Source organism: Pleionea sediminis (genome assembly GCF_007570825.1).
Lineage (GTDB): Bacteria > Pseudomonadota > Gammaproteobacteria > Enterobacterales > Kangiellaceae > Pleionea > Pleionea sediminis.
In genome coordinates this window covers 14,556-27,897 of sequence record NZ_SUNB01000006.1, presented here as the reverse complement: position 1 = coordinate 27,897, position 13,342 = coordinate 14,556, and the positions used below count along the sequence as shown (strand labels likewise).

Sequence of the window (13,342 nt, the reverse complement as noted above, 5' to 3'; positions counted from 1 at the left end):
ATTCCCGAAAAAGTTTCGTTGTTTAAAAATATTATTGAATGAGTCATACTCAATTTAACTTCCATGGAGTGCGACCGGCTCCTCCAAATAAATACGATCTAACCATGACCATTTATCGTTAGTCTCTCCTGAAAACAATCCAAAAAACATTTTTTGTAATGTCTCAGTAATTGGACCTCGACATCCTGCACCGATGATTTGTGCGTCAACACTGCGCACCGGAACGATTTCTGCGGCCGTTCCAGTCATAAAGACTTCATCGGCTAAGTACAAAGCTTCACGAGCAATATTTCCTTCAACCACTTTATATCCTGACTCTTCGGCCAATGTGATGATCGTATTCCTTGTCAGTCCAGGTAAAATAGCAGCTGTCGCCGGAGGCGTATACAAAACTCCATTGCGCACAACAAAAATATTCTCGCCGCTGCCTTCGCTAATGTAACCATTGGTATCAAGAGCAATACCTTCTGCATAACCGTGCCGCATTGCTTCTTCAACGACAAGTTGCGAGGATAAATAGTTACCTCCCGCTTTTGCTGCTGTAGGAATGGTGTTGGGTGCGACACGATTCCAGCTCGAAACTCCAACATCGACACCTTGTGCTAAACTGTCTTCACCCAAGTAGGCTCCCCACTCAAATGCAGCAACCGCAACCTCAACCGGATTATCAAACGGCAACACACCAATGGAGTTATAACCACGAAAAGCAACTGGTCGTATGTATGCTGAAGATAATCGATTTTCAGTAACAACATCTCGACAAGCTTGCTCTAATGTTTCAGGAGCAAAGGGTAATTCCATACGATAGATTTTAGCAGAGTCAAACAGCCGCTTTACATGATCTTGCAAGCGAAAAATGGCAAGACCATCGGGCGTTTCATAACATCGAACACCTTCAAATACTGAAGAGCCATAATGAATGGCATGACTGAGTACATGAACTTTTGCATCATGCCAGTGAATTAAGTTTCCATTAAACCAAATTAAATCAGGCTGCTTGATTGCCATTGTTCATTCCTCGCTTTTCGTTAAAAGTTGCACTTTGTTTACCATAATTTAAAATAAAATATTCCAGAGAGTCGCAAAGAGCCTGCTGACTGGCCTCTAATATATTGGGAGAACAACCAATAGTATTCCAAACAACGCCCTGATAATGGCTTTCAATCCACACATGGGTTGTCGCCGCCGTTGCCATTCCTGGATTTAATATGCGAACTTTATAATCGGTTAATTCTGTTAACGGAATGTTAGGCCAAAATTGAGTTAAAGCTTCACGCAAAGCCTTATCTATGGCTTCAACAGGACCATTACCCTCTGCAGCAGACCAAACAGCATGGTCGTTAACAACAACTTTTACCGACGCTTGATGCAAATCATTGCCAGTCAGTTTTTCAGCACTGCTTTCGCATGACGAATTTACTCGTTGGATACAATGAACCATTAACTCTTCGACTCGAAATGGTGACTGATAGCTTTTTTTCTGTTTACGTAACAATAAATCTAATGACGCATCGCCTTCTTCATACTGAAATCCTTGCGCTTCTTTAGCCTTTACTTCAGAAAGAGCCTGAGTTAAATCTTCAGTATTGATATTAAATTTAGATAGCTTATGTTTTAAATTACTTCGACCTGCTTGCTGAGACACCAGTATGCGACGTTCGTTACCTACCAAAGAAGGCTCGATATGTTCATAGCTGTGACAATATTTTCCAACGGCTGAGGCGTGAAATCCCGCTTTATGAGCAAACGCAGCTTGCCCCACATAAGGAGCAAAGGGATCGGGAGTAAAATTACATCGATTAGAAACAGTACGTGATAAATCAGTCAGTGTTTCAAGCTGAGCGTTATTTTTATTCATCGCCTGAGTTTTTAACTGCAAAGTAGGAATTAGAGATACTAAATTAGTATTACCGCATCGTTCTCCATAGCCATTAATAGTACCTTGCACCATCTCAGCGCCAGCTTCAATCGCAGCCAATGCATTAGCAACCGCCAGTTCACAATCATTATGAGCATGAATTCCAACACGGCACCTTAATCGTTCGATAACTGTGTGGGTAACCGCAGCGACACGAGATGGCAAAGCTCCACCATTGGTATCGCACAACACAACACCTTCTGCACCGGCTCTCTCAGCAACCGATAAACACGCCATTGCAGTTTCGCAGTCGCTATCAAATCCATCAAAAAAATGCTCTGCATCAATCCAAACCTCTCTGCCTTGACGCTTTAAAAACTGTACAGAATCAAAAATCATTCTTAGATTTTCTTCAATTGTTGTTTCCAAGATTTTTTCAATATGAAATCGAGAGCTTTTTGCAACCAAAGTAACTACAGGAGTTTCTGTTTTAATTAAAGCAGCGAGTAAAGGATCATCTTCCGCTAACTTATTCGGTTTACAAGTCGCGCCAAATGCAACTGATTTGCTATTTTTTAAAGGTGATTGTTTTAGAGTTCGAAACACCCGATCGTCTACTGGATTTGCTCCTGGCCAGCCCAACTCAATATAGTCCATTCCAAACTCATCCAATCGTCGAGCAATTGCAACTTTGTCATCTGCAGAAAACTGAATGCTTTGCATCTGCGCACCATCACGCAACGTTGTATCGTAGAGCAATAATTGCTTTGAACTTCCTTTATGCAGATTTTGCATAATTGACTCCCTTTACTTTCTGACCACTATCTAAAGTAAGCTCTTCGACCTCAAATAACTTTACCAATTGATTCGTTAATAAATTAATGCCTCGACTACTCTCCACACTTAAAGTCATAACATAATGGTTTGCTAATGCATCTGGCGTGACCGAAAGATCGTTAATGGTGAAACCACGGTGACGCACCACTCTCAAAATTCGCTCAAGACAGCCCAATTGTTGACGAACTAACATAGTCAATGATGCTTTCATTTAAGTTTCTCCTCTAACATGTCACAATTCGAAGCACCTGGAGGAACCAGAGGCCATACATTTTCACAACTATCGATAACAACATGAAGCAAAGCAGGAGAGTCTTGCTGCAATAACCAGCGAAGTCCTTCTTTCTCATCTGCTTTTTTGTTAATTCGTTTTGCAACCAAGCCAAAGGCCTCGGCAACTCGAACGAAATCAGGGTTGTCGGAGAGGTCAATTTCACTGTATCGATCTTTAAAAAATAAATGTTGCCATTGCCGGACCATACCTAAACTGGAATTGTCCAAAAGCAAAATTTTTACCGGCAAACTATATCGCTTGAGCGTCATTAACTCTTGAATATTCATTGCGAATGAACCATCACCGCAAACATTAATGACAACTGCGTTAGGATGCGCTAGTTGAGCACCAATAGCGGCAGGAAGTCCATATCCCATTGTTCCTGCACCACCCGAAGACAAGTGAAACCTTTGTTGTTCAAACTGACAATGCTGTGCGACCCACATTTGATGTTGTCCAACATCACAACTTATAAAGGCATTCGAACAACTCATATTAGATAAGGTATTGATAAGACGAGGCGCATAGATGACATCGCCCGGCTTTTCGTATTGCCAAGCATGTGCTTCTTTTTGCTCATAACACCAGTTAGACCATGCAATCCATCTTGCATTATCAAATTGCATTTGATGAAAAGACTGATTTAACCTTTCAAGGCTGCTCTTAAGATGGCCTATTACACCAACATAAGCAGCTTTTAACTTATTCACTTCTGCAACATCGGTATCAAAATGAATGACTTGTGCATTAGGTGCAAACTGATTCAACTTTCCTGTTGCTCTATCATCAAAACGCGCTCCAAAATTAATTAACAAATCACATTCTTGAACAGCGAAATTAGCGGCTTTAAGTCCATGCATTCCCAACATGCCCAAGTTCAAATGATAATTTCCAGTCGCACCCAATCCCTTTAATGTGGAGACTGCAGGAATTTGTGAACTTTGTAAAAAACTTCGCAGTTCACTTTCTGCTTCTGCAATCCCTACCCCACCGCCAACATAGGCCAATGGACGATGAGCTTTTGCGAGTAACTCAAGAACAGTCTTAACTTCTAGCTCGCTGACTTGAGAAGCCGTTGAATGAATTGATTGTTGATGACTTACGTTTGAAGGCTGAACGACCGGTGTTTGTATCCTATTCAGTTGAATATCTTTCGGTATATCAATTAAAACTGGCCCTGGCCGACCTTCCACCGCAATTGACATCGCTTCGTTAATAATTGCTGGCAAATCATTAACGTCTTCGACTAAATAACTTTGCTTCACAACAGCGAAGGTCATACCTAGAATATCAACTTCCTGAAATGCATCAGTACCTATTAATCCTGAAGCCACTTGGCCGGTAATTGCTAAAACAGGAATAGAATCCAAGTAGGCATTAGCCAATCCAGTGATTAAATTCGTTGCTCCCGGCCCAGAAGTTGCTATACACACACCGAGCTTTCCAGAAGAACGAGCATAACCATCAGCAGCTAGAGCAGCACCTTGTTCATGACGACATAATATGTGTTCAATTTCGCTATCGACCAATGCATCATAAACGGGCATTATGGCGCCACCAGGGTATCCAAAAAGTGTCTTTATACCGTTGGCTTCTAGTGCGTTTACCAAATATTGGCTACCATTCACGTCTCTGCTCTCTCTTTAAACTTAAAGCGCGTTAATTCAATAATTAATGGAAGGAACCCACTGCTACGCACAGGTCGAACACTTTCAACAATACTCAGTGATGTCTCAACAAAGAAGATAAAAACCAGTCCAGCTATTAAACAACGTTTTTCCGTCACTGCCTTATCAACCTCATTTTCTCTTCATCTTCCACCGGCAAAAAAAAACCCCCGGACCTTTCGGTGCGGGGGCTTCTATCTTCGATTAATTTAACTCAAAGGCGCACCCCGCGTTGCTCTAATGAGCACCACGATAATCACGATGACAATGCTTTGGTTATTAATCGTTAACAAGCGATTCATTGTATTCTCACAAACCAGATAATTTTTTCTGCGTTAAAAATAATTGGTAATCATTTTTTTGCGCACACAACTTCAACATATATCATGGACTGATAAATAGAAATACAATTTAGTTATATGAATAAATACTTCTACACTCGCTATATTTTGGTGCAATAAAAAAGCCCGGTTATCCCGAGCTTTCTATTCCTTTATTTGATAATTTCCATTTGATTTAAGAGTCCATTCTCAAAAAAATCCTTCCAATTAAAACTACGTCACACTTTTTATTGAGCTATTGTTTTGATTAACGCTTTCTCAAACCAGCACCCAAAGATAAGAGTAGAAACATAATCCACCCCCAAGAACCACCACTTTCATAACTGGTTGATGATCCACCGCCGTGATTTCCACCACTACCACCACTGTTACCTGAGTCTGGGTAGTCATCATAATCGACCGACTCTAAAGGAACCGCATTAAGCGCACCAAACTCACTATATGTTTCGACAAGTCGCTCGTCCGAGTAAGCGTCTCTCACAACTATTTTAAAGTCGTAATATCCTGCTGGATAACCCGCCTCCCAAATAAACTCAACGTGAACTGTATCCAATGTAGAATTTCCCTGGAGGGTGATAATGTCAGTCGTGTACTCTTGCTCCCAATATCCATCTTCATTTAAAAAGTATATTTCGGCATAAACATCAGCTGATGCATACTCAGTATCGATATCAAATGACATGGCAAATTCACTGTAAAATCCATCACCGTCATTATCAAATAACAAGTCGGTATTAATATCGTAAAACTCGAATCCGGAACTATAGGCTGACTCATGATTACGATCTTCCAGTGGTAGAGCATAGAGATCAGCATCTTCGTAAGAGCTCCAGGTGGCAACGATATCGCTAAATCCCACTTCGTATAAGTCAATCAAGATATCGTAGTCTCCTGTCGGATAATCGAAATTAAGTACCGTCGCTACAGAGTAATCATCTCCACCATCAGTCCCATAAATATCAAATACACGAGTGGTGTGATAAAGAACCCAGTCTCCCGCTCCACGACGGATGTATAATTGCGCATAAACTTCAGCCCAGTCATAGATTGTGTCGGCATCGAATTCAATTTCAAATTCACTGTAATACCCATCACCATCAATATCATCAAGCAAATATGCGCGCGCATCATAAAAACTGAAATGACTTGCTCGCGATGACTTGGTCACCAATGCGCTTCGTGTTTGTTTGAGTTCAGAACTTGAAGTGAGTTTTCGATCTTTTTTCAGCGACTTATTTTCTTGCGTCTCTGGCTTCTCGACTCGATTAGCTATAGATGATCGGCTAGATTTCTTTTTCGTTAAAGAATCTCTTGTCAAAGAATGTTCTTTAAGTTGTTTTTGACTTTGAAAACCTTCTCGACTGATACTCGACTTAGGTGCACTCTCGTGTTTCAAAGCCTGCCTTTCTGAAGAGGTTTTGTCTTGTGCCCATGCTGAACTCAAACACAACGACGTTAAAGCTGCTATTGACAATGTTTTAATGGACATAACCATTCCTTACTGATTAATTATCTTGGTATCCATTTAAACAAATGTAAACTGAATGCATCCTGAATCAATTAACTCTATGAAATTTAATATATTACTGCCTGTATCTAAACGCGGAAAAGCGACTAAACTTACTACTTGAAGGCGAAAAATGGAGAAGATTCAACACAGATGCATCATGCGATTTACGCGCAAATTTTATTAACGCTAGCAGCCAGTGTCTTGCTTGTTGCCTTATTTCGCCGAATAAATCTACCAACGATTCTCGCTTATTTAGTTGTAGGGCTATTTCTCGGACAAATGGGACTTGAGTTTTTTGCCCCAAATTCAAATGCTTACATCATTGCTGAAGTGGGTGTTGTATTTATGCTGTTCACTTTGGGCCTTGAATTCTCCTTACCCAGAGTGATTGCCATGAAGACACAAGTACTTGGCCTTGGATCGCTTCAAGTCGTACTCTGTATATTGTTTTACTTTATCATCGCCAGCTTGTTTAAACTTGACTGGACCGTTTCTCTCGTCATTGCCTCAGCGCTGGCTATGTCATCAACCGCTATCGTAACTAAGCAGCTTGACGATCAACAAGAAGTAAATCATCGACATGGAATACTCTCCATTGCGACTTTGCTCTTTCAAGATATGGCCGCAGTTCCACTACTTATTTTAGTACCCATTCTCGCTAGTGCTGAACCTGAACTAATCACCTCGACAATTTCACTGGCTTTATTAAAAGGAACCATTGCCTTTTTAATCATCATCGCTTTTGGCAAATGGCTTTTACCAAAACTGTTTCACGAAGTCGCATCATCTCACAGCGATGAACTCTTCGTTATGACCAGTTTAACGGTCGCTTTGGTTGCCTCTTGGTTTACTCAATGGCTCGGACTTTCTATGGCGCTGGGAGCATTTATGGCGGGTATGTTACTCGCTGAATCGCAATTCAAACATCAAATTGAAACAGAAATAAGACCATTTAGAGATATATTACTGGGTTTATTTTTTATTACTATCGGTACACTCATTGATATCGAACTGCTATTTCACCATACTTTTCTTATTCTTGGTTTACTTATCGCTTTTATGATTTCTAAACTGGGACTCATACTAGTTATTGCAAGAGTCATGAAAGAATCCTTTGAGGATGCCTTTAAAGCAAGCTTAATACTGTCTCATGCGGGTGAATTAGGTTTTGTACTGATTGGTCTTGCACGTCAGCAAAATATTTTAAATGATGAAGTCGCCTCAATTATTTTATCGGTTGGCGTACTCAGCATGTTTATCTCTCCATTTTTGATCCGCTATTCCACAGCAATTAACAATCTACTATTTCCAAAAAGCGACCATCTGAAACAACATAGCGCCAGCAAGCGTCTCATCAGTGAAGCTGTAAAGGGATTTAAATTTCATGTCATAATTTGCGGCTTTGGTCGAAATGGTCAAACCATTAAACGTTTTCTCGATCGAATGGATATCGTTTCCGTAGTTTTAGATCTGGATCCCGTTCGTGTAAAAGAAGCAAGCACCGCGGGTGAAGCGATTTTTTATGGTGATGCCACTCGAAAAAGCATTCTGAATGCGGCAGAGATTAGCAATGCTCGTCTTGTAATAGTTACTTTTGATAACCCTAAATCAACCATGGATCTGTTAGCGACAACACGACACAACTATCCTCACGTACCAGTTTTAGTTCGTACCAAAGATGACAGTCATCTGGAGAAGTTTTTACAAAATGGTGCAACCAAAGTCATTCCAGAATCACTCGAATCTTGTTTAATGCTGGTCGGTCAGGTTTTATATACTTTGGGATTACCATTGAAGCAAATTATTGAGGAAATACAGAGCGTTCGAGATGATCGGTACCATCTATTACAAAGCTTTTTTCACGGTTCATCGTCGGATTTAATGAGAGTCCTACAGACGCACCATGAACAACTGCACGCAGTCGTATTAACAGGCAATGCGTTTGCTATTGGAAAAGCAATTAATGAGATAGAGCTACCAGAAAAAACCTGCATTGAAGCGGTTAAACGAGGAAAAACATCCTTTACACCACCTGACCGCAATTTAATGCTTCAACTAGGAGATATTGTCCTATTATCAGGCGAACCCGATTATATAGAGCATGCTGAAAACCGACTATTTTCTGGTTGAGATCATCAGCAGAACTTATTCCATTTCATGGACTTCAGACAATTTCGCTTGAATATATTCACTATGGCGAAGATGCAGCAAATCGGATACCCGACGTATCAAATGCTCCTCGTACGCATGAACCTTTCCATCAGCTAAAGCAACCTTCCACAGCAGCCGAATTAGCCGTATTTTCTGTTCAATAGAGTAATGGTCATTCAGCAGTCGAGTAAATTCGTGAAAATCGGTCGCGAAAAGCGCTTTGTCGGTAGCTACTTCGTATAAATCGTTCGCATCTTCATCAGTAAGTTCAAATTCCTCTTTCAATAATGACAAAATTTGCTCTTGCTCTTCATCTTTAATCTCAAAATCCATTTTCATCACTTCGATCATTAACACAGCAGCAGCCACTCGAATAGCGTGCTCTGTTTCTTCGGGTGACTCATCATTAACTTTCAGATGCTTGTCGAAAAAAGCTTTTAATTTGTCTAACATGGCCTTCTTATTGAATAATGTCAGTGAACTACAGCACCAATATAGTTGGTTTTATGATGAAACCGCAAGTGATGATTAGCCAATGTTTAATTGGAGACCCAGTTCGGTACGATGGGAAGCACAAGATTGATGATTTCATCATCAACTATGTCATGCCATTCATGGAGATTGTTCCCAATTGTCCTGAAGTCGCTTGCGGTATGCCAACCCCCAGACCGCCGATACAAATAATTAAAGTCGGAACAGAACGACAATTAGTCAATGTGGATAACACACACATTAATCACAGCACGACAATGGCAAAGATAGCGCATCAAATTGCAGGACAGAATCCAAGCCTTTGCGGCCTGATTAGTAAAAGTAAATCGCCTAGCTGCGGGATTGTTGATACGCCAGTAAAGCATGTTCATCGACCTGAGAAAACAAGTGATTTAAGTGTCGCCAACGAATATATCGAACCTGGGAATGGATTCTTTATAGAACACTTTAAATCTCATTTGAATTTCCTCCCCATCATTGACGAAAACCAAATAAAAATAGCAAATTTGCGCCATCGATTTTTAACTAAAGCATTTACCCTACATCGCTGGTATTTAAATCAAAAGCGATCAAAAACACCGACAAAATCATTTATTGCCAACCACAGATTACTATTAACCGCCTATTGTATTGAAAATGCGATAACCGAAGACAATTTATTCGAGAAAATGCTAATGTCAGACGAAAACTCTGAGTTATCGGCTATCAAACATTGGATCGATATTTTTGATACCGACTTGAGTCTGAGTTCATTGGCAAAAACATTTACATCGGCAGCAAACAACATCCTTTTTCCTCGACGGGAAAGAGTGGAATATCAGAACCTCGCTCGTTTACTCCATCAGTTAATCGAGAACAATGACATCCAGAGTTCTAACAAACTCCACCTTTGTCTGGCCGAACAGTCCCATCGAACGAATATAAATCAACTGTCACAATCAACTCTCTTTCGCCCTTACCCCAAGGAGTTGAACGACATTAAAGAGTGACTTGATACATAGGCGTTTCATGAATTTCCTGTTATAGTTTTGTCCGCCACTCAAAAACAAAAAATTAAACGTCATAATAATCAATGACTTGGGGGACCCTATAGAATGAAGTACAAACTAATTACTCTGGCAACAGCGATAACGCTCGCCTTATCGGGATGTCAAAAAAAAGAATCAAGCGACGAAACAAAGTCTGCAGATACGCAAGCGTCTCAGTCCATAACGTCCGATAAAAAAGCAAGTCCTGAAGGGCTTTATCAACCCATCAGCACCGAACGATTTGACATCTATGCCGATTTTAAATTAACGGCAGACCTTTCTAAATTATCAGACAATCAAAAAAGAATGATTTCGCTGTTAATCGATGCCAGTAAAATTATGGATGACTTATTTTGGCAACAGGCTTATGGCGACAAAAATTCTTTACTCGCTAATATTAAACACGAAAAGACTAAATACTTCGCTGACGTTAACTATGGTCCTTGGGATCGACTTGCGGGCGACAAACCATTTATTAAAGGAATTCAAGAAAAACCCGCCGGAGCGCAGTTTTATCCCGCAGATATGACTAAGGAAGAATACGAAAATTGGCAAAGAAACAACCAGAAAAAATTAGAAAGTCATCGCGATTTTGAGCTATACACTATGGTCGAGCGCGACGCATCAGGCGAGTTAAAACTTATTCCTTACAGCGAAAAATTTCACAAAGAGCTTCTCAAAGCAGCCGATCTTTTAAAACAAGCTTCTAATCTTGCTGAAAACAAAGAGTTCGCTAATTACCTGACCGTTCGAGCCGACGCACTGCTTAGCAATAACTATCAACCTTCCGACTTTGTCTGGATGGATATGAAAACCAATCCTATTGAACTGGTTATCGGTCCAATTGAAACTTATGAAGATCAACTATTTGGTTATCGAACCGCTTTTGAATCTTACGTACTGATTAAAGACCTCGAGTGGAGCGAACGCTTGGCAAAGTTTGCTGCATTTCTTCCAGAGTTGCAAAGAGGCTTACCCGTTGATGAAAAATACAAAAGTGAAATGCCGGGCACAGATGCCGACTTGAATGCCTATGATGTTATTTATTATGCAGGTCATAGTAATGCGGGCTCAAAAACCATCGCAATTAATCTCCCGAATGATGAAGAAGTTCAATTAGCCAAAGGAACGCGACGGTTGCAGTTAAAAAATGCAATGAAAGCAAAGTTTGACAAAATACTCGTCCCGATTTCAAAACAACTCATTGCTGAGGACCAGCAAAAATACATCACATTTGATGCCTTCTTTGCCAATACAATGTTTCACGAAGTAGCACATGGCCTTGGAATTAAAAATACAGTTAATGACAAAGGGGTTGTTCGAGTTGCTCTAAAAGAAACAGCTTCAGCACTAGAAGAAGGTAAAGCCGATATTTTAGGTTTATATATGGTGAAATCCCTATTTGAGAAAGGTGAAATTACTGATGGCGAATTAATGGATAACTACGTTACTTTCTTGGCCAGTATTTTTCGCTCGGTAAGATTTGGTGCTTCTTCCGCACACGGTAAAGCAAATATGGTCCGCTTTAACTTTTTTAAAGAACATGGCGCATTTAAAGTTGATGACAAAACGGGGCGCTACAGTGTCGACTTCGACAAAATGACCGAAGCGATGAATAGCCTTACCAATTTACTACTGACAATTCAGGGCAATGGTGATTATGAAGCGGCAAAGAAGCTTCTTGATACCCAGGGTGTAATTACAGAAGACTTAAAAGCAGAGCTTGAAAAATTAACTCAAGCCAACATTCCTGTCGATATTGTTTTTACACAAGGAAAAAGCGTTTTAGGACTCCAATAACCATCTCTTCATTCAATAAGCAGCGCTTCAGGCGCTGCTTCATCCCAAATTAATTCGAATGTTTCTAAAGTCTTTTATTTTTGAACAGAAACTCGCTTAAGATTATTTCAACTAGCAATAACAGAAGAAATTAAAAGACGAAAAAAATCTCCTTTTGTTTTATATCTCATAAAAAACATGACTTATGAGGTCATACCTGTTGATCCCGAAATAAGACTTATTCATAGTCTTCTCAGAAGACGATAATTAAAGAGGGATAATTAGTGGAAAAGTTCATTGCCAGAGCTAAAACACTCTCCAAGGTTTCTATTGATCAACACAACACTGCTTTCCGTCGCTTTCAATGGCCAGAGTCGATTCCGGAAGATGACTGGTGGTTTTCACCAGATGCATTAACCATTGCACATTCGGAAGTTGAATCAAATTTTACTGAAGACCAAAAAAAGCATCTCGCAAAATGGGAATGTATCAATATATTCAGCTTAAACAATACCGGCGAACTTGAGCTCATTCAAGAGGTGAGTCGAATAATGCACGAAGTTGAATTAGGAGAAGCCAGAGAATATTTACACCACCTTATTGATGAAGAAAATCAACATATGTGGTACTTCAACAAGTTCTGCAACAACTACGTTGGAAAAGTCTATCCGAATAAAAAGTTTCAATTAAAAAAGCAAGAATATTCAAAAGACGTTGATCACTTTTTAGTTTTTGCACGAGTGCTGATTTTTGAGGAAATTGGACATTACTTTAATATTCTCAATGCAAAAGATGCTCGAGTAAATCCATTTGTAAGAGAGATTAATGAAGCACATTATCAAGATGAGGCTCGACACATTACCTACGGACATCGAACTCTTGAGCAACTTGCAGAAAAAGCTCTCGCTAACGAATCAGCAAAAGAGCTCATTCGTGAAGAGTTAGAAAAATCGATTGCTATCAACATTGGAGCCCTTTACAACCCGACTGCCTATCGCGACTCAGGAATAAAGCAAGGCATGTTATTAAGAGAAAAATTATTGAGTGATCCTGGACGAATCAATATTCATGAACAAAAAATGCTACGAGGTGTTAAGCGACTTCTAAAACGTTGCGGCTTAAACCTAATGGAGGAAGTCTTGTAATGGATGTTATTAATGATAGTTTTGATGAACTTTGCGAATGGTTAAGAGTAAAAACCAAACGAGCAGAGCCCATACCACTCAACCTAAACCTTATCGAGAAAAAAGTTGTTGACTCTCTTGTGTTTGTTGAATTTATGATGATGCTCGAAGAGTCTATCGATGAGCAAATTGAAGTTAACGAGGCATTATTATCAAAAGTCTATTCTTTACAAGCTATTAAAGATAACTTCTTTAATGATTAGGAATTAATAAACAGCGGA

Annotated in this window: 11 protein-coding genes; 5 read left to right on the top strand and 6 right to left on the bottom strand. The window is 39.9% G+C overall.

The genetic code is table 11. The annotated features are described in order from the left end of the window. Positions 1 to 54: 54 nt before the first annotated feature. The 5 genes from FAX86_RS18005 to FAX86_RS17985 form a co-directional block, all read right to left on the bottom strand. On the bottom strand, positions 55 to 1,008 hold the full coding sequence (locus FAX86_RS18005) for a branched-chain amino acid transaminase (RefSeq protein ID WP_144394875.1): 954 nt from the start codon (positions 1,006 to 1,008) through the stop codon (positions 55 to 57). Continuing rightward, positions 989 to 2,653 carry a citramalate synthase gene (gene cimA / locus FAX86_RS18000; RefSeq protein ID WP_144394874.1) on the bottom strand — a complete coding sequence of 555 codons (1,665 nt, stop codon included), beginning with the start codon at positions 2,651 to 2,653 and terminating at the stop codon, positions 989 to 991. Before cimA ends, FAX86_RS18005 begins: the two co-directional genes overlap by 20 nt. Further along, a complete protein-coding gene (gene ilvM / locus FAX86_RS17995; RefSeq protein ID WP_144394873.1) occupies positions 2,637 to 2,906 on the bottom strand; it encodes an acetolactate synthase 2 small subunit in 270 nt (89 codons plus the stop codon). The genes cimA and ilvM overlap by 17 nt, the downstream gene beginning before the upstream one ends. After that, positions 2,903 to 4,597: an acetolactate synthase 2 catalytic subunit gene (gene ilvG, locus FAX86_RS17990; RefSeq protein ID WP_144394872.1), complete on the bottom strand. Its 1,695-nt coding sequence runs from the start codon at positions 4,595 to 4,597 to the stop codon at positions 2,903 to 2,905. The genes ilvM and ilvG overlap by 4 nt, the downstream gene beginning before the upstream one ends. A gap of 627 nt (positions 4,598 to 5,224) precedes the next feature. After that, positions 5,225 to 6,466 carry a choice-of-anchor H family protein gene (locus FAX86_RS17985; protein WP_144394871.1) on the bottom strand — a complete coding sequence of 414 codons (1,242 nt, stop codon included), beginning with the start codon at positions 6,464 to 6,466 and terminating at the stop codon, positions 5,225 to 5,227. A 171-nt stretch (positions 6,467 to 6,637) separates the two neighbouring features. Between FAX86_RS17985 and FAX86_RS17980 the strand changes: the two genes are divergently transcribed. Beyond that, positions 6,638 to 8,617, top strand: coding sequence for a monovalent cation:proton antiporter family protein (locus FAX86_RS17980; RefSeq protein ID WP_144394870.1), 1,980 nt, complete (start codon positions 6,638 to 6,640; stop codon positions 8,615 to 8,617). A 15-nt stretch (positions 8,618 to 8,632) separates the two neighbouring features. Here the strand turns inward: FAX86_RS17980 and FAX86_RS17975 are convergent, their stop codons facing one another. Next, on the bottom strand, positions 8,633 to 9,091 hold the full coding sequence (locus tag FAX86_RS17975) for a tellurite resistance TerB family protein (RefSeq protein ID WP_144394869.1): 459 nt from the start codon (positions 9,089 to 9,091) through the stop codon (positions 8,633 to 8,635). 53 nt (positions 9,092 to 9,144) lie between these two features. On the opposite strand from FAX86_RS17975, the gene FAX86_RS17970 reads away from it, so the two are divergent. The 4 genes from FAX86_RS17970 (at position 9,145) to FAX86_RS17955 (ending at position 13,324) form a co-directional block, all read left to right on the top strand. Next, entirely contained in the window at positions 9,145 to 10,119 is a 975-nt protein-coding gene (locus tag FAX86_RS17970; protein ID WP_164503664.1) for a DUF523 and DUF1722 domain-containing protein, read from the top strand. 105 nt (positions 10,120 to 10,224) lie between these two features. Continuing rightward, entirely contained in the window at positions 10,225 to 11,958 is a 1,734-nt protein-coding gene (locus FAX86_RS17965; RefSeq protein WP_144394867.1) for a dipeptidyl-peptidase 3 family protein, read from the top strand. Positions 11,959 to 12,221: 263 nt separating this feature from the next. Then, positions 12,222 to 13,082, top strand: coding sequence for a diiron oxygenase (locus FAX86_RS17960; protein ID WP_144394866.1), 861 nt, complete (start codon positions 12,222 to 12,224; stop codon positions 13,080 to 13,082). Beyond that, positions 13,082 to 13,324 (top strand): hypothetical protein, encoded by a 243-nt coding sequence (locus tag FAX86_RS17955; RefSeq protein WP_144394865.1) that lies wholly within the window; start codon positions 13,082 to 13,084, stop codon positions 13,322 to 13,324. Before FAX86_RS17960 ends, FAX86_RS17955 begins: the two co-directional genes overlap by 1 nt. Positions 13,325 to 13,342 lie beyond the last annotated feature (18 nt).